The sequence below is a fragment of the Streptomyces lateritius genome (assembly GCF_014649715.1).
Classification (GTDB): Bacteria; Actinomycetota; Actinomycetes; order Streptomycetales; family Streptomycetaceae; genus Streptomyces; species Streptomyces lateritius.
In genome coordinates this window covers 205104-222025 of sequence record NZ_BMTO01000011.1, presented here as the reverse complement: position 1 = coordinate 222025, position 16922 = coordinate 205104, and the positions used below count along the sequence as shown (strand labels likewise).

Genomic DNA, 16922 nt, shown 5'->3' with positions numbered 1-16922 from the left:
CGGGTGGGCACAGGGGACGGCGCCCTTGCCGGGGCCTGGCTCCCGGTCCGTACGGTCACCACAGGCGCGGCGCCGGTGGGGTGTCGTTTCCCACCCGTTCCGCCCCGGCGGAACAGTTGCCCACGACCGGCGGGGGCGGGGGATGGGTGCCGCCCCGGCTGGGGGCGGGATGCCCACGACGGGGGGCGCTGGAGGCTACGCGCCGCCGTTGCCCGCTGTGTTGGCGAGGGCGGTGGAAAGTTCCTCGGCGACCTGCTGGAGGATGGGGACGATCTTCTCCGTCGCCGCCTCCGTCACGCGGCCCGCCGGGCCCGAGATCGAGATGGCCGCCGCCGTGGGGGAGTTGGGGACGGGTACCGCGAGGCGGCGGACCCCTATCTCCTGCTCGTTGTCGTCGACCGCGTATCCCGCGTCCCGCACCAGCGCGAGCGCGTCCAGGAAGCCCTCCGGCGTGGTGATCGTCTTCTCGGTCGCGGCCGGCATGCCCGTACGGGCGAGCAGCGCGCGGACCTCCTCCGGCGGCGTGTGCGCGAGCAGCGCCTTGCCCACACCCGTGGAGTGCGGCAGCACCCGCCGGCCGACCTCGGTGAACATGCGCATCGAGTGCTTGGACGGCACCTGGGCGACGTACACGATCTCGTCGCCGTCGAGCAGAGCCATGTTCGCGGTCTCGCCCGTCTCCTCGACGAGCCGCGCGAGGTACGGGCGGGCCCAGGTACCCAGGAGCCGGGAGGCCGACTCCCCGAGGCGGATCAGGCGGGGGCCGAGGGCGTACCGGCGGTTGGGCTGCTGGCGTACGTAACCGCAGGCCACGAGGGTGCGCATCAGCCGGTGGATGGTGGGCAGCGGCAGCCCGCTGCTGGCGGAGAGCTCACTCAGCCCGACCTCGCCCCCGGCGTCGGCCATCCGCTCCAGGAGATCGAAGGCACGCTCGAGGGACTGGACGCCACCGCTCGCGGCGGCGGGCTTGGCGGCGTCGGTGGTGCTGGCGCTGGACGTCGGCACGTCAAGGTCCTTTCGGGGCAGGCGGGCAAGGCAGCAGCCTACCGGGCCGTCCGTCCGGACACACGGCCCCGGCCGCGGCGTCCGGGCCGGTCAGAGGGGTGTTTGTCCGGTGTCGACGGTTGCCCGGCGGAGTCCGGCTCCTCCCCGCATGTGCGGAGCTACGTTCTACTGTACGAAATTCCTCTTCCACTTCATGGAAACGTCCAAGGTGGCCGGTGGCGCCCGGCTTCCATGGCCCCATGCTGAAAGTGTGCCCTTGACGCCATGTCGTCCTGAGTGAAGACTCCTTCAACAGTTCGTTGAAATTCTGCTGGGTGAAAAAGAAGGGGTACGGGTGGACGTCAACCTGGTACTGCGCTCGACACGCGTCATCACCCCCGAGGGGACGCGCTCCGCGTCGATCGCCGTCTCCGGCGGGACCATCGCCGCCGTGCTGCCGTACGACGCCGAGGTGCCGGCCGGCGCGCGGCTGGAGGACGTCGGCGACGACGTCGTGCTCCCCGGGCTCGTCGACACCCACGTCCATGTGAACGACCCGGGCCGCACCGAGTGGGAGGGCTTCTGGACCGCCACGCGCGCGGCCGCCGCCGGTGGCATCACCACCCTCCTCGACATGCCGCTGAACTCGCTGCCGCCGACGACCACCGTCGAGCACCTGCGGATCAAGCAGGACGTCGCCCGCACCAAGGCGCACATCGACGTCGGCTTCTGGGGCGGCGCGCTGCCCGACAACGTCAAGGACCTGCGGCCGCTGTACGACGCCGGTGTCTTCGGCTTCAAGTGCTTCCTGTCGCCCTCCGGCGTGGAGGAGTTCCCCGAGCTGGACCAGGAGCAGCTGGCGAACTCCCTCGCCGAGATCGCCGGCTTCGACGGCCTGATGATCGTGCACGCGGAGGACCCCCACCACCTCGCCGCCGCGCCCCAGAAGAAGGGCGAGAAGTACGCCGACTTCCTCGCCTCCCGGCCGCGCGACGCCGAGAACACCGCGATCGAGAACCTGATCAACCAGGCGCGCCGGCTGAACGCCCGCGTCCACGTGCTGCACCTTTCCTCCTCGGACGCGCTGCCGCTGATCGCCGCCGCCAAGGCCGAGGGCGTCAAGATCACAGTCGAGTCCTGCCCGCACTTCCTCACCCTCACCGCCGAGGAGGTCCCGGACGGCGCCACCGAGTTCAAGTGCTGCCCGCCCATCCGCGAGGCCGCGAACCAGGACGCGCTGTGGGAGGGCCTGGCGGACGGCACGATCGACTGCGTCGTCTCCGACCACTCGCCGTCCACCGCCGACCTGAAGACCCCGGACTTCCTCTCCGCCTGGGGCGGCATCTCCTCCCTCCAGCTCGGCCTGCCGGCCGTCTGGACCGAGGCGCGCCGCCGCGGTCGCACCCTGGAGGACGTCGCCCGCTGGATGTCCGAGGCCCCGGCCCGGCTCGCGGGGCTGTCGCAGAAGGGCGCCATCGAGGCCGGCCGCGACGCCGACTTCGCCGTGCTCGCGCCCGACGAGACCTTCACGGTCGACCCGGCCGAGCTCCAGCACCGCAACCGGCTCACCGCGTACGCGGGCAAGACCCTGCACGGCGTCGTGAAGTCCACCTGGCTGCGCGGCGAGCGCATCGCCGACCACGGCACCCTGGCCGAGCCCTCCGGCCGCCTCCTCGAAAGGAACAACTGACGTGTCCGCCATACCCGGCTTCACCGGTGACGCCAGCCCCTACGGCGGTGGCGATCCGTACGCGGACTACCGCACCGCCGAGTTCCCCTTCACGCGGTACGCGGACCTCGCCGACCGCCGCCTCGGCGCGGGCGTGATCGCCGCCAACGACGAGTTCTTCGCCGAGCGCGAGAACATGCTCAAGCCGCAGGCCGCGGAGTTCGACCCCGAGCACTTCGGGCACAAGGGCAAGATCATGGACGGCTGGGAGACCCGCCGCCGCCGGGGCGTCTCCGCGCAGCGGCCGCACCCGACCGAGGACGACCACGACTGGGCGCTGGTACGCCTCGGCGCCCCCGGTGTCGTGCGCGGCATCGTGATCGACACCGCTCACTTCCGCGGCAACTACCCGCAGGCCGTCTCCGTCGAGGCCACCTCCGTGGCCGGCTCGCCCTCCCCCGAGGAGCTCCTCGCCGACGACGTGAAGTGGACGACCCTCGTCCCGCGCACCGCCATCGGCGGCCACGCCGCCAACGGCTTCGCCGTCGACGTCGAGCAGCGCTTCACGCATCTGCGCGTGAACCAGCATCCGGACGGCGGCATCGCCCGCCTGCGCGTGTACGGCGAGGTCGCCCCGGACCCGAAGTGGCTCGCGGTCCTCGGCACCTTCGACCTCGCGGCGCTGGAGAACGGCGGCCAGGTCGAGGACGCCTCCGACCGCTTCTACTCCCCGGCGACCAACACCATCCAGCCGGGCCGCTCGCACAAGATGGACGACGGCTGGGAGACCCGCCGCCGCCGCGACAAGGGCAACGACTGGATCCGCTACCAGCTGGCGGCCGAGTCCCAGATCCGCGCCGTCGAGATCGACACGGCCTACCTGAAGGGCAACAGCGCGGGCTGGGCGGCGCTCTCCGTGGCGGCCGAGGGCTCCGAGGAGTGGACCGAGGTCCTGCCCAGGACCCGGCTCCAGCCGGACACCAACCACCGCTTCGTGCTCGACACCCCGGCGGTCGGCTCCCGCGTCCGGATCGACATCTACCCGGACGGCGGCATCTCCCGCCTCCGCCTCTTCGGCTCTCTCACCGAAGCGGGCACGGCCCGCCTGACCGCCCGCCACCAGGAACTGGGCGGGTAACCCGGACGGGCGACCAACGGGTCACCACGAACTGGGCGGGCCACGACACCCCGCCCGGCCCGCGAGGGCGCACCGGCCCGACAGCACCGGTGCGCCCTCGCGCCACTTCGAGCGCGGTGCCTCTTCCGCGCCGCTTCCCTCCTCCGCGGCGCCTCTTCCGTGCCGCTTCCTCCGCTACGCCGCGTGGCCGCCGTCCACCGAGAACTCCGCGCCCGTCACGTACTCCCCCTCCGGACCCGCCAGGAACGCCACCATCGCGGCCACCTCCTCCGGGGCCCCGAAACGGCCCAGCGCCGTCATGGCCGCCTGGCCCTGCGCGTACGGTCCGTCCGCCGGGTTCATGTCGGTGTCGACCGGGCCCGGATGGACGATGTTGGCCGTGATGCCGCGACCGCCCAGCTCCCTCGCGAGCGCCTTGGTGAGGCCGACCAGGGCCGACTTGCTCGTCGCGTAGAGCGTGCCGCCGGGGCCGGGGACGCGGGCCGTCATGCACGTGCCGATCGTGACGATCCGCCCACCGCTCCCCATCCGCCCGGCCGCCGCCTGGGAGGCGAGGAAAGCCGCGCGCACATTCACCGCGAGCACCCGGTCCACATCCGCCAGGCTCAGGCTTTCCAGCGGTCCGAGGACGCCCACGCCCACGTTGTTGACCAGCACGTCCAGCCGCCCGAGGGCGTCCGCCGCCCACTCCACCGCGCCCGCCGCGTCCCCGGCGTCCGCCGCGTCGGCCCGCAGGGGCAGCGCCTTGCGGCCGGCCGCCTCGATCGCCGCCGCGACCTCGCGCGCCCGCTCCTCGTTCCGTACGTACGTGAAGGCCACGTCCGCGCCCTCCCGGGCCAGCCGCAGGGCGGTGGCGGCGCCCATGCCCCGGCTGCCGCCCGTCACCAGGACCGCCTTGCCGTTCATCGTGGACATCCCGAACCTCCTGAAAAGTGATGAGTGGTTGCGAGTTCAATGAAAGGCGGCGGGAGCAGCGGGTGCTGGCGGCAATCGGACACCGATCACGGGACACCGATGACTTTCGCCGGGCGGTGGAGTCGGAGCTTGTGAGACACGATGGACCGGGGGACACCCGGCCCGAACCGAAAGGCACCCGCGCCATGGGCAACCTCAGCCTCACCCAGTTCCTCACCCTCGACGGCGTCTACCAGGCGCCAGGCGGCCCCGACGAGGACCGCAGCGGCGGATTCGAGCACGGCGGATGGTCCGTGCCCTACGGCGACGAGGACTTCGGCCGCTTCATCGACGAGGTCTTCCAGCGGCCCGCCGCCTTCCTGCTCGGCCGCCGCACGTACGAGATCTTCGCCGGCTTCTGGCCCAAGCAGACCGACCCCGCCGACCCGGTCGCCTCGAAGCTCAACGCCCTCCCGAAGTACGTCGCCTCGACCACGCTCACCTCGGCCGACTGGTCCGGCACGACCGTTCTCGGCGGCGATCCGGTCCAGGAGGTCACCGCGCTCAAGGACCGCACCGACGGTGAGGTGCAGATGCACGGCAGCGGCGGCCTCGCCCGGACCCTGCTGGCGCACGACCTGATCGACACGCTCCACCTGCTCGTCTTCCCCGTCGTCCTCGGCACGGGCCGTCGCCTCTTCACCGACGGCACCCGCCCCACGGCCTTCCGCCACACCGAAGCCAGGACCACGGGGTCGGGGATCGCCATCCACACGTACAACCTCGCGGGCCGCCCCGAATACGGCAGCTACGCGTGACACCCCAGGTGGCGGGGCCTGACCGCGGAAGAAAGATGTAGCCTCCACGGGCCGGTCCGGGTACGGTGGGCGTTCCGCGTGCGAGCCGCCGAAGTCTCCACTCAGTCCACCGAGTTGGAGCAGGGCCGTACATGACTGCCACGTCACCGATCGCCGCTTCCGCACCCCTTCGCGCCGCGCGCCGCGCCTGGCTCACCGACCTCCCGGTGCTCCTCGTCGCCGTCGTCTGGGGCGCCAGCTACCTCGCGGCCAAGGGCATCACCACCACCCACACCGTCGTCGCGGTGCTGGTCCTGCGGTTCGCCGTCGTCCTGCCCGTCCTCGTCGTCGCCGGATGGAGCAGACTGCGGGCGCTGCGCCCCGCCCAGTGGCGCGGCGCCGGCCTCCTCGGCCTGGTGCTCAGCGGGATCTTCCTCCTGGAGACGTACGGCGTCGTCCACACCTCCGCCACCAACGCCGGCCTGATCATCAGCCTCACCATGATCTTCACGCCGCTCGCCGAGGCCGCCGTCACGCGCACCCGGCCGCCCCGGGCCTTCCTGGCCGCCGCCGCGCTCTCGGTGGCGGGCGTGGTGCTGCTGACGCAGGGGGCGGGGTTCACCACGCCCTCGCCCGGCGACCTGCTCATGCTGCTCGCCGCCGTGGCCCGTACCGTCCACGTCCTGGCCATGTCCCGGATCAAGGCCGTGCGGAGCGCCGACTCCCTCTCCCTCACCACCGTCCAACTCGGCTCCGCCGTCCTCGTCTTCGCCCTGCTCGCGGCGGCTCCCGGCACGGGCGCATCGCCCTGGTCGGTGGCGCTCGACTTCGGGGTGCGCGAGTGGGCGGGACTCGTCTTCCTCTCCGTCTTCTGCACGCTCTTCGCCTTCTTCGTGCAGATGTGGGCCGTGCGCCGCACCTCCCCGTCGCGGGTCAGCCTCCTGCTCGGCACGGAACCGCTCTGGGCCGCGGCGGCCGGCATCGCGCTCGCCGGAGACCGCCCGGGGGTCCTCGGCGTCGCGGGCGCCGTCCTCGTCCTCGCCGGGACGACCTGGGGCCGTCGCGCCGCCGGGGCGGGCCCCCGATAGGTTCTTGATCCATGCGTTCACTGCCGTACGACATAGATTTCCGCGCCCGCGCGCGGCGCACCCAGGGCTGGGGACTCGGGCTGCTCGCCGTCGCCGGCCTGCTGTGGATCTGGTTCGCCGTCCTCCTCTTCACGCCCTACGAGAACGAGGGGTACAGCCGCGAGTGCACCTCCCGGTTCACGAGCGACAACCTCCACAACGACGACAGCCGCTGTGTCGAGGAACGCGACTGGCCCGAACTGATGGCGGTCCTCGGCGCGTCCCTGCCGTTCGCCGTCGTCGGCGCCGTCCTTCACACCAGCGGCTCTGTCTCCCACCGCATGGCCGAGCACCTCGCCGAGGTCACCCGCCTCAACGAGGCCAAGGGCTAGGCCGGGTCCGTGAAGTCCCGCCTGCCCTACGGGCAGACGGCGCTACCTTCCGGACCCGACCTAAGCCTTCTTCACCCCGTCCGAGAGGATGAGAACCACGAGACCCAGCACCGCGATCACGATGTTGGCGAACAGCTCCCTGCCGTCCAGGAACCACACGTTCTCCGTCAGGAACCGGGTGAAGCCCATGAAGGGGAACCAGCCGGTCAGCTCGCGCAGCACTCCCGAGACGCCGCCGATGAGCACCACGACGCCGAGGATCTCCAGAAACTTCTTCATGCACCGAGCATGATCGGCCCGGCGGGGTGCCCGCGTCGGTCCACCGGACATGGCGGAGCGACCGAAGTCTCGCCTCGCGCGACTTTGGTAGCGTCCGCCGCTCCGTGACCGCCGTCGCGCATCTCATCTGCGTACTTTGGTGCGTATGACACGGACGGACCGCCACGCCTGGCTGCTTCCCTCGGCCATGGCCGACACCCCGGCGGACACCCCACCGGGCCGCCGCCCGCGCCGGACCGTTCGCGACTGGCTCGTCGATGCCCTCCTCTTCCTCCTCGCGGTCTTCGTCGGGCTCGTCGCCGCCGACAGCACCGACCAGCTCAACAGCGAGGTCGTCGCCCTCGCGGACCAGCTCGTCGGCGCCGCCGCGTGCTGCGCCCTCTGGCTGCGACGCCGTTGGCCCGTGGGGGTCGCGGTCGTCCTCACCGTGATCAGCACGGTCGCCCCGGTCGCCGGCGGAGCGGCCCTCGCCGCGCTCTTCGGCGTCGCCGTCCGCCGGCCCGTCCGGGAGACCGCGCTCATGGGCGCGCTCGCCGTGGTCTCCTCCACCGCGCAGGTCTTCCTGCGCCCCGACCCGTCCCTCCACCCGGCGGCGGCCGTCGTGATCGGTATCGTCGTGACCCTGCTGGTGACCGCCTGGGGCATGCTCGTACGTTCCCGGCGCCAGCTCGTCGAGGCCCTGCGCGAGCGTGCCCACCGCGCGGAGGCGGAGACCGAACTGCGGGCCGAGCAGGCCCAGCGGCTCGCCCGGGAGGCCATCGCCCGCGAGATGCACGACGTCCTCGCCCACCGGCTCACCCTGCTCAGCGTGCACGCCGGAGCCCTCGAATTCCGGCCCGACGCCCCGCCCGCGCAGGTCGCCCGCGCCGCAGGCGTCATCCGGGACAGCGCCCACGAAGCCCTCCAGGACCTGCGCGAGATCATCGGCGTGCTGCGGGCCCCGGGGGAGGGGGGCGACGGGGACCGGCCCCAGCCCACGCTCGCCAGCCTCGACACGCTGGTCGAGGAGTCGCGCCGGGCCGGTACGGAGGTCGTCCTCGACATCGGCCTGGACGGTGATCCCGAGAGCGGTGAGGAGTCGGCCGCCGTCCCCGCCGCCACCGGCCGCACCGTCTACCGCATCGCGCAGGAGGGCCTCACCAACGCCCGTAAGCACGCCCCCGGCACCGAGGTCACCGTCACCCTCCGCGGCCGCCCCGGCGACGGACTCACCGTCGAGGTCCACAACCCGGCGCCCACCGGCCCCGTCCCGCACGTGCCCGGATCCGGCCAGGGCCTCATCGGCCTCACCGAACGCGCCACCCTCGCCGGTGGCCGGCTGGAGCACGGCCCGGCCCCCGACGGCGGATTCGCCCTGCGCGCCTGGCTACCGTGGCCCCCATGACCATCCGGCTGCTCATCGTCGACGACGACCCCCTGGTCCGCGCGGGCCTCACCCTCATGCTCGGCGGCGCCGAGGACATAGAGATCGTCGGCGAGGGCGCCGACGGCCGGGACGTCCCCGAACTCGTCGACCGGCACGCCCCCGACGTCGTCCTCATGGACATCCGGATGCCGTACGTCGACGGCCTCACGGCCACCGAACGGCTCCGCGCCCGCCCCGGCGCCCCCGAGGTCGTCGTCCTCACCACCTTCCACGCCGACGAACAGGTCCTGCGCGCCCTGCGCGCCGGGGCGGCCGGCTTCGTCCTCAAGGACACCGCGCCCGCCGAGATCGTCGCCTCCGTGCGCAGGGTGGCCGCCGGAGACCCCGTCCTCTCCCCGGCCGTCACCCGCCAGTTGATGAGCCATGTCGCCGGACACCAGGAACAGCCCCGCCGCGCCACAGCCGCCGACCGCCTCGCCGAACTCGCCCAGCGTGAAAGGGAGGTGGCCGTCGCCGTCGGCCGAGGCCACTCCAACGCGGAGATCGCAGCGACCCTCTACATGAGCGTCCCGACCGTCAAGACGCACGTCTCGCGCGTTCTGGCCAAGCTCGGCCTCAACAACCGGGTCCAGATCGCCCTGCTCGTCCACGACGCCGGCCTCCTGGAGGGCGAGGACAGCGCATAGGCTGGGCCGATGTCCGTCATCGATCTGGGGGAGTACGGCGCGGACTTCACCGCGAACCCTTATCCGTACTACGCGAAAATGCGCGAGGCCGGGCCCGTCCACCGGGTACGCACCACGGACGGCGCCGAGCTGTGGCTGATCGTCGGCTACGAGGAGGCGCGGGCCGCCCTGGCCGACCCGAGGCTGTCCAAGTCGCCGTCCGTCGTCGGCATGACCATGCTGGACGAGCAGGTCATCGGTCCCAACCTCCTCGTGCTCGACCCGCCCGACCACACCCGGCTGCGCAGACTCGTCGCGGGGCAGTTCACCGGCCGGCGGGTGGAGAGCCTGCGGCCGCGCCTGGAGCGGCTCACCGGCGAACTCGCCGACGCCATGGCGCCGGCCGGTCACGCCGACCTGGTCGACTCCTTCGCCTTCCCGCTGCCCATCACCGTCATCTGCGAACTCCTCGGCGTTCCGGCCGCCGACCGCGACACCTTCCGCGCCTGGACCAACGAGATCGTCGCCCCGACCGGCGCAGGGCCGGAGGCCGAGGCGATCGAGGGCCTCGCCGCCTATCTCGACGCGCTCGTGGAGGACAAGCGCGCCGCGGGATCCACCGACGACCTGCTCTCCGACCTGATCACCGCCCGCGCGGAGGACGGCGACCGGCTCTCCCTGGCCGAACTGCGCGCGCTCGGCTACCTCCTGCTCATCGCCGGCCACGAGACCACGGTCAACCTCATCGCCAACGCCGTACGGGCGTTGCTCACCCACCCCGAGCAACTAGCGGCGGTCCGCGCCGACTTCGGTCTGCTCGACGCCGTGGTGGAGGAGACGCTGCGCTGGGAGGGGCCGGTGGAGAACGCGACCTTCCGGTTCACCCGGGAGCCGGTACGGATCGGGCAGACGCTCGTCCCCGCGTACGAGCCGGTGCTCGTCTCCCTCGCCTCCGGCGACCGGGATCCGGCGCGCTATCCCGACGCCGACCGCTTCGACCTCCACCGGGACGCGCGCGGCCATCTCGCCTTCGGCCACGGCATCCACTACTGCCTGGGCGCCCCGCTCGCCCGGCTGGAGGCACGTATCGCGATCCGGACGCTCCTGGAACGCTTCCCCGGGCTGGAACTCGACCCCGAAGGCGGGGCGTTGGACTGGCTGCCCGGCATGCTCATCCGCGGCGTCCGCCGCCTTCCCGTCAGATGGTGATCCCATGACCGCCGCCCCGTCGCACGATCTCGACCTCACGCTCGCCCGCAAGGTCCTGGACGCCCAGCCGTTCAGCCGGCTCGTGGGCGCACGCATGACCGCCTTCGGCGAGGGTCGGGCGACCCTGGAGATCCCGCTGCGTGAGGAACTCCGGCAGCAGAACGGCTTCGTCCACGGCGGCGTGCTCTCGTACGCGGCCGACAACGCGCTCACCTTCGCCGCCGGAACGGCGCTCGGCGGCGCGGTGCTGACGGCGGGCTTCTCCATCCAGTACGTCCGCCCGGCGCTCGGCTCCACCCTGCTCGCCCGGGCGGAGGTCGTCCACGCGGGCCGCCGCCAGGCGGTGGTCCGCTGCGACCTGCTGACCGTGGACGCGGAGGGCGCCGAAACCCTGTGCGCGGTGGCCCAGGGCACAGTCCTCGCCGCGAACGGCTGACGCCCGGCCGCCCGGCCCCGGCATTCCCGCCGCCCGGCGGCCTGGCGGTGTCCCCGGCCGGCCGGGCGCCGTGCGGTCGGCCTGTCGGCCTGTCGGCCCTGTCGGCACGACAGGCTGTGAGCCTGTCCGCTCTACGGCCCAGGGAGTGTCGGCCGCCGGCCCTGCGGCCTGCTCGGCCGCGCAGTCGCCGGCACGGCCGCTTGCCGGCCCGCGGGCTTGCGGCCCTGCCGCCTGCTCTGCCGGGTGGTCGCCGGATCGCTCGGGCCTGCGGTCTGTCGGCCTGCTCGGCCCTGCGGTCCTGCGGTCTGTCGGTCTGCTCGGCCGGGTGGTCGTCGGCCCCGGGCCGCCTCCCGCCGGTCCGTCAGGCCGGCGCCGACGGGATTTCGGTGAGGGTGACCGGGCGGCGTTCGCGGCGGGAGCGTTCGCAGGCTTCCGCGATGCGTAGGGCCTCCAGGGCCTCGCGGCCGTCGCAGGGGTTGGGGCGTTCGCCGCGCACCAGGTGGACGAAGGCGTCGAGTTCGGCCTCGTACGCGGGGGCGAACCGCTCCAGGAAGCCGGGCCAGGGTTTGACCGGGGCCGGGGGGCCGGAGGGTTCCACCGAGGTGAGCGGGGTTCGGTCGTCGAGGCCGACGGTGATCTGGTCCCGCTCGCCTGCCAGCTCCATCCGTACGTCGTAGCCCGCCCCGTTGCACCGCGTCGCCGTCGCTGTCGCCAGCGTGCCGTCGTCCAGGGTGAGCACCGCCGCGGCCGTGTCGACGTCATCGGCCTCCCGGAACATCGCCGGGCCCGCGTCCGAGCCGGTCGCGTACACCTCGACGACCTCCCGCCCGGTCACCCAGCGCAGGATGTCGACATCGTGCACCAGGCAGTCCCGGAACAGCCCGCCGGAGAGGGGCAGGTACGGGGCGGGCGGCGGCGCCGGGTCGGAGGTGACCGCCCGTACGGTGTGCAGGCGGCCGAGCCGGCCCGCCCGCACGGCCTCGCGCGCGGCCACGTACCCGGCGTCGAAGCGGCGCATGAACCCCAGCTGCAGCTCGGTGCCCGCGGTCTCGACGGCCCGGAGCGCGGCCAGCGTCCCCGGCACGTCCAGGGCGATGGGCTTCTCGCAGAAGGCGGGGAGCCCGGCGCCGGCGGCGTGGGCGATGAGTTCGGCGTGGGCGGCGGTCGCGGAGGCGATGACGACGGCGTCGAGCGGGTGATCGAGCAGGGCGTCGACTGTGGGCGCGACGGTGGCGCCGACCGCCCCGCCCACCTGGGCCGCCCGGGCGGCGTCGGCGTCCGCCACGACCAGCGAGGAGACCGCCGGGTGGCGGGCGAGCACCCCCGCGTGGAAGGCCCCGATACGTCCCGTTCCGATGAGTCCGATGCGCATGGCCCCCAAGGTGGTGCCGAACGCGCACCCTGTCAAGGATTTGTCAGGACAATCGGACTTCACCACTTCCTGTCATCATCTCCTCGGGCTACGCTCCGTCCGTGTCCAAGCCGTCGGCGTCCGCCTCCCTCCCCCCGTTCTCCGTGGACCGCACCAGCCCGGTCCCGCTCTACTTCCAGCTCGCCCAGCAGCTGGAGGCGGCGATCGAGAACGGTGCGCTGACCCCGGGCAGCCTGCTCGGCAACGAGATCGACCTCGCCACCCGCCTGGGACTGTCCCGCCCCACCGTCCGCCAGGCCATCCAGACCCTCGTCGACAAGGGCCTCCTGATCCGCCGCCGCGGGGTCGGCACCCAGGTCCTGCACAGCCAGGTGCGGCGCCCGCTGGAACTGAGCAGCCTCTACGACGACCTGGAGGCGGCCGGCCAGCACCCCACCACCCGGGTCCTGGCCAACCACGTCGAACCCGCGACCGCCCGGGTCGCCGCCGCCCTCGGCGTACCGGAGGGCACCGACGTGCGCTACGTCGAGCGGCTGCGGGCGGCGCACGGTGAGCCCATGGCCTACCTCCGCAACCATCTGCCGGCCGGCCTCCTGGAGCCGGACACCGCCCGACTGGAGGCGACCGGCCTCTACCGGATGGTGCGGGGCGCCGGTATCACTCTGCACAGCGCCCGGCAGACGGTCGGCGCGCGGGCCGCCACCGCGGCCGAGGCCGAACTGCTCGCCGAGGAGGAGGGCGCCCCGCTGCTGACGATGGAACGCACCACGTACGACGACACCGGCCGCGCCGTCGAGTTCGGCTCCCACCTCTACCGGGCCTCGCGGTACTCCTTCGAGTTCCAGTTGCTGGTCAGAGCGTGAGCCGACAACCCCGGTGACGGTCCGGAAAACCCCCATGACCGATACTGCAATGCACGCAGAAGGACATAAAGGAGGGCACGGCCTCGTGACCAGGGTTCGCACAGGAGGGGTACGCGCGACGATCGGCGCCGTGCTCGCGGTGGCGCTGACCGCCGCGCTCGCGGGGTGCAGCAGCACCGGCGGCAAGCGCGCGGAGGACGCCCGCAAGGCGGCCGCGGCCCAGGGAAGGTCCGCCGTGAACACCCCCCGGTGGACCTTCGCCATGGTCACCCACTCGGGCGACGGCGACACCTTCTGGGACATCGTCCAGAACGGCGCCAAGCAGGCCGCCGTCAAGGACAACATCAACTTCCTCTACGCGCACAGCGACGAGGGACAGGCGCAGGCCCAGCTCATCGACTCGTACATCGCGAAGGGCGTCGACGGGCTCGTCGTCACCCTCGCCAAGCCCGACGCGATGAAGACGGCCGTCGAGAAGGCGGTCAAGGCCGGCATCCCGGTGATCACCGTCAACTCCGGCTCCGAGCAGTCCAAGGCCTTCGGGGCGCTCACCCACATCGGTCAGGACGAGACGGTCGCCGGCGAGGCCGTCGGCGACGAACTGGACGAGCGGGGCAGGAAGAAGGCCCTGTGCGTCCTGCACGAGCAGGGCAACGTGGGCCACGAGCAGCGCTGCGCCGGTGCCAGGAAGACCTTCGGCGGAGAGCTCCAGAACCTGTACGTCGACGGGACCAACATGCCCGACGTGCAGGCCTCCATCGAGGCCAAGCTCCAGTCCGACCCCGCCATCGACGCCGTCGTCACCCTGGGCGCGCCGTTCGCCGACGCCGCCGTCCAGGCGAAGAAGACCGCGGGCTCCGAGGCCGAGATCGACACCTTCGACCTCAACGCCAAGGTCGCCACCGCGCTCGGCGCCGGCACCCTCGGCTTCGCCGTCGACCAGCAGCCCTACCTCCAGGGCTACCAGGCCGTCGACCTGCTCTGGCTGTACAAGTACAACGCCGACGTCCTCGGCGGCGGCAAGGCCGTCCTCACCGGCCCCCAGATCATCACCAAGGACGACGCCACCGCGCTGAAGGGCTACACGGAGCGGGGCACCCGATGAGCGCGACCGCCCCGGCCGACGACCTCGACCACGTCGACGAGCGGCTGCTGCGCACCTCTTCGCTGAAGAAGCTGCTCGCCCGCCCCGAACTCGGCTCGGTCGTCGGAGCCGTCGCCGTCTTCCTCTTCTTCTCGATCGTCGCGGACAGCTTCCTGCGCGCCTCCAGCCTCGGCACGGTCCTCTACGCGGCCTCCACCATCGGCATCATGGCGGTGCCCGTCGCCCTGCTGATGATCGGCGGCGAGTTCGACCTGTCGGCCGGCGTCCTGGTGACCACCTCGGCGCTCGTCTCGTCGATGTTCAGCTACCAGATGACGGCGAACGTCTGGGTCGGCGTCGGCGTCTCGCTGCTCGTCACCCTCGCCGTCGGCGTCTTCAACGGCGTGCTGCTGACCCGCACCAAGCTGCCGAGCTTCATCATCACCCTCGGCACCTTCCTGATGCTGACCGGTCTCAACCTGGGCTTCACCAAGCTGATCAGCGGCACGGTCTCCACCAAGTCGATCGCCGACATGGAGGGCTTCCCCTCCGCCCGTAAGCTCTTCGCCTCCCAGCTGACCGTCGGCGGCGTCGACCTCAAGGTGACCATCCTGTGGTGGATCGGGCTCGTCGCCCTCGCCACCTGGATCCTGCTGCGTACCCGCTTCGGCAACTGGATCTTCGCCGTGGGCGGCGGCGCGGACGCGGCCCGCGCCGTCGGCGTCCCGGTCTCCCGGACGAAGATCGGGCTCTACGCGGGCGTGGCCTTCTGCGCCTGGATCTCCGGCCAGCACCTGCTCTTCTCCTTCGACGTCGTCCAGTCCGGCGAGGGCGTCGGCAACGAGCTGATCTACATCATCGCGGCGGTGATCGGCGGCTGCCTGATCACCGGCGGGTACGGCTCCGCCATCGGCTCCGCGGTCGGCGCGTTCATCTTCGGCATGACCGGCAAGGGCATCGTGTACGCGGAGTGGGACCCGGACTGGTTCAAATTCTTCCTGGGCGCGATGCTCCTGCTGGCGACCCTGTTGAACGCCTGGATCCGCAAGCGCGTGGAGGCCACCAAGTGACGACCGCGTCCACGACCGCGCCCACGACGGGGACCGCCCTCGTCGAGCTCGACGACGTGAGCAAGTACTACGGGAACGTCCGCGCCCTCGAAGGGGTCTCGCTCGAGGTCCACGCCGGCGAGATCACCTGCGTCCTCGGCGACAACGGCGCCGGCAAGTCCACCCTCATCAAGATCGTCGCGGGCCTCCACCGGCACGACGCGGGAACCTTCCGCATCGAGGGCGAGGACGTCTCCCTCGCCAGCCCGCGAGAGGCCCTGGACCTGGGCATCGCCACCGTCTACCAGGACCTGGCCGTCGTCCCCCTGATGCCGGTCTGGCGGAACTTCTTCCTCGGCTCCGAGCCCACCAAGGGCGCCGGCCCCTTCAAGCGCCTCGACGTCGAACGCATGCGCGCGACCACCCGCGCCGAGTTGCTCCGCATGGGCATCGACCTGCGCGACGTCGACCAGCCCATCGGCACCCTCTCGGGCGGCGAGCGCCAGTGCGTGGCCATCGCCCGCGCGGTCCACTTCGGTGCCAAGGTCCTGGTCCTCGACGAGCCCACCGCCGCTCTCGGTGTGAAGCAGTCCGGAGTGGTCCTGAAATATGTGGCCGCCGCCCGTGACCAGGGCCTCGGAGTGGTCCTCATCACCCACAACCCGCACCACGCCTACCTCGTCGGGGACCGATTCGTCCTGCTCAAGCGCGGTCTCATGGCGGCCGTCCACACCAAGGACTCGGTCACGCTCGACGAGTTGACCCGGCAGATGGCCGGTGGCAGCGAGCTGGAGGACCTGCGCCACGAGCTGGAGCGCCCCTCCGCCACATAACGGTCCTCCGACACCGCACCTGGCAGAATCGAGCCGATGAGTACCTACCGCGACCTCACCCAGCGTGGCTCCGCCCGGGGAACCGTGCTGCGGACCGTCGGCACCCGCGAACGGCGCTCCCACCTCAGCGCGCCGCGGGTGCCCACCGTCGGCATCGACATCGGCGGTACGAAGGTGATGGCCGGTGTCGTCGACGCGGACGGCGTCATCCTGGAGAAGATCAAGACCGAGACGCCGGACAAGTCCAAGAGCGCCAAGGTTGTCGAGGACACCATCGTCGAGCTGGTCCTCGACCTCTCCGACCGGCACGACGTGCACGCCGTGGGCATCGGTGCGGCCGGCTGGGTCGACGCGGAGCGGGCCACGGTGCTCTTCGCCCCGCACCTCGCCTGGCGCAACGAACCGCTGCGCGACGCGCTCGAGTCCCGGCTCGCCGTCCCCGTCATGGTGGACAACGACGCCAACACCGCCGCCTGGGCCGAGTGGCGCTTCGGCGCCGGACGAGGCGAGGACCATCTCGTCATGATCACGCTCGGTACCGGCATCGGCGGGGCGATCCTGGAGGACGGCCGCGTCAAGCGGGGCAAGTTCGGCGTCGCCGGCGAGTTCGGCCACATGCAGGTCGTCCCCGGCGGCCACCGCTGCCCCTGCGGAAACCGCGGCTGCTGGGAGCAGTACAGCTCCGGCAACGCCCTGGTCCGCGAGGCCCGTGAACTGGCCGCCGCCGACTCCCCGGTCGCGTACAACATCATCGAGCGGGTCAAGGGAAACGTCCCCGAGATCACCGGTCCGCTCATCACCGAGCTGGCCCGTGAGGGCGACGCC

The 16922-nt window shown here is 72.2% G+C and carries 18 protein-coding genes; 14 read left to right on the top strand and 4 right to left on the bottom strand.

Going from position 1 to position 16922, the window contains the following annotated elements; genetic code table 11:
- Window positions 1-195 precede the first annotated feature (195 nt).
- Window positions 196-1005, bottom strand: a complete 810-nt coding sequence (locus tag IE136_RS23485; RefSeq protein WP_189601309.1) for an IclR family transcriptional regulator — start codon at window positions 1003-1005, stop codon at window positions 196-198.
- Between the two features lie 334 nt (window positions 1006-1339).
- Between IE136_RS23485 and allB the strand changes: the two genes are divergently transcribed.
- Window positions 1340-2674, top strand: coding sequence for an allantoinase AllB (gene allB / locus IE136_RS23480; protein WP_189601308.1), 1335 nt, complete (start codon window positions 1340-1342; stop codon window positions 2672-2674).
- A gap of 1 nt (window position 2675) precedes the next feature.
- Window positions 2676-3791: an allantoicase gene (gene alc, locus IE136_RS23475; protein WP_189601307.1), complete on the top strand. Its 1116-nt coding sequence runs from the start codon at window positions 2676-2678 to the stop codon at window positions 3789-3791.
- 174 nt (window positions 3792-3965) lie between these two features.
- Here the strand turns inward: alc and IE136_RS23470 are convergent, their stop codons facing one another.
- Window positions 3966-4706, bottom strand: coding sequence for an SDR family NAD(P)-dependent oxidoreductase (locus tag IE136_RS23470; protein ID WP_158991879.1), 741 nt, complete (start codon window positions 4704-4706; stop codon window positions 3966-3968).
- A 185-nt stretch (window positions 4707-4891) separates the two neighbouring features.
- On the opposite strand from IE136_RS23470, the gene IE136_RS23465 reads away from it, so the two are divergent.
- The 3 genes from IE136_RS23465 to IE136_RS23455 all read left to right on the top strand — a co-directional run bounded on the left by IE136_RS23465 (window position 4892) and on the right by IE136_RS23455 (window position 6941).
- On the top strand, window positions 4892-5503 hold the full coding sequence (locus tag IE136_RS23465) for a dihydrofolate reductase family protein (RefSeq protein ID WP_158991881.1): 612 nt from the start codon (window positions 4892-4894) through the stop codon (window positions 5501-5503).
- Between the two features lie 131 nt (window positions 5504-5634).
- Window positions 5635-6570 carry a DMT family transporter gene (locus tag IE136_RS23460; protein ID WP_158991883.1) on the top strand — a complete coding sequence of 312 codons (936 nt, stop codon included), beginning with the start codon at window positions 5635-5637 and terminating at the stop codon, window positions 6568-6570.
- A gap of 11 nt (window positions 6571-6581) precedes the next feature.
- Window positions 6582-6941 carry a hypothetical protein gene (locus IE136_RS23455; protein ID WP_158991885.1) on the top strand — a complete coding sequence of 120 codons (360 nt, stop codon included), beginning with the start codon at window positions 6582-6584 and terminating at the stop codon, window positions 6939-6941.
- 60 nt (window positions 6942-7001) lie between these two features.
- Here IE136_RS23455 and IE136_RS23450 read toward each other — a convergent pair whose 3' ends face one another.
- Complete coding sequence (locus IE136_RS23450; RefSeq protein ID WP_158991887.1) at window positions 7002-7220, bottom strand: hypothetical protein; 219 nt, start codon at window positions 7218-7220, stop codon at window positions 7002-7004.
- 145 nt (window positions 7221-7365) lie between these two features.
- Between IE136_RS23450 and IE136_RS23445 the strand changes: the two genes are divergently transcribed.
- Genes IE136_RS23445 through IE136_RS23430 form a run of 4 tightly spaced genes read left to right on the top strand, consistent with a single transcriptional unit; the run spans window position 7366 to window position 10896 of the window.
- Complete coding sequence (locus IE136_RS23445; RefSeq protein ID WP_158991889.1) at window positions 7366-8604, top strand: sensor histidine kinase; 1239 nt, start codon at window positions 7366-7368, stop codon at window positions 8602-8604.
- Window positions 8601-9272 (top strand): response regulator, encoded by a 672-nt coding sequence (locus IE136_RS23440; RefSeq protein ID WP_158991891.1) that lies wholly within the window; start codon window positions 8601-8603, stop codon window positions 9270-9272. Before IE136_RS23445 ends, IE136_RS23440 begins: the two co-directional genes overlap by 4 nt.
- A 9-nt stretch (window positions 9273-9281) precedes the next feature.
- Window positions 9282-10460 (top strand): cytochrome P450 family protein, encoded by a 1179-nt coding sequence (locus IE136_RS23435; protein WP_158991893.1) that lies wholly within the window; start codon window positions 9282-9284, stop codon window positions 10458-10460.
- Between the two features lie 4 nt (window positions 10461-10464).
- Window positions 10465-10896 carry a PaaI family thioesterase gene (locus IE136_RS23430; protein WP_158991895.1) on the top strand — a complete coding sequence of 144 codons (432 nt, stop codon included), beginning with the start codon at window positions 10465-10467 and terminating at the stop codon, window positions 10894-10896.
- A gap of 361 nt (window positions 10897-11257) precedes the next feature.
- Here IE136_RS23430 and IE136_RS23425 read toward each other — a convergent pair whose 3' ends face one another.
- Entirely contained in the window at window positions 11258-12268 is a 1011-nt protein-coding gene (locus IE136_RS23425; RefSeq protein WP_158991897.1) for a Gfo/Idh/MocA family oxidoreductase, read from the bottom strand.
- A gap of 143 nt (window positions 12269-12411) precedes the next feature.
- On the opposite strand from IE136_RS23425, the gene IE136_RS23420 reads away from it, so the two are divergent.
- The 5 genes from IE136_RS23420 to IE136_RS23400 all read left to right on the top strand — a co-directional run.
- Complete coding sequence (locus tag IE136_RS23420; RefSeq protein WP_158994837.1) at window positions 12412-13131, top strand: GntR family transcriptional regulator; 720 nt, start codon at window positions 12412-12414, stop codon at window positions 13129-13131.
- Window positions 13132-13216: 85 nt separating this feature from the next.
- The gene (locus IE136_RS23415; RefSeq protein WP_158991899.1) at window positions 13217-14236 is read left to right on the top strand and encodes a sugar ABC transporter substrate-binding protein; all 1020 of its coding nucleotides are present in this window, start codon (window positions 13217-13219) and stop codon (window positions 14234-14236) included.
- Window positions 14233-15285, top strand: coding sequence for an ABC transporter permease (locus tag IE136_RS23410; RefSeq protein ID WP_189601306.1), 1053 nt, complete (start codon window positions 14233-14235; stop codon window positions 15283-15285). Before IE136_RS23415 ends, IE136_RS23410 begins: the two co-directional genes overlap by 4 nt.
- Complete coding sequence (locus IE136_RS23405) at window positions 15282-16097, top strand: ATP-binding cassette domain-containing protein (RefSeq protein WP_189601305.1); 816 nt, start codon at window positions 15282-15284, stop codon at window positions 16095-16097. The genes IE136_RS23410 and IE136_RS23405 overlap by 4 nt, the downstream gene beginning before the upstream one ends.
- Window positions 16098-16133: 36 nt before the next feature.
- On the top strand, window positions 16134-16922 hold a 789-nt coding region (locus IE136_RS23400; protein ID WP_229819060.1), incomplete at its 3' end, for an ROK family protein.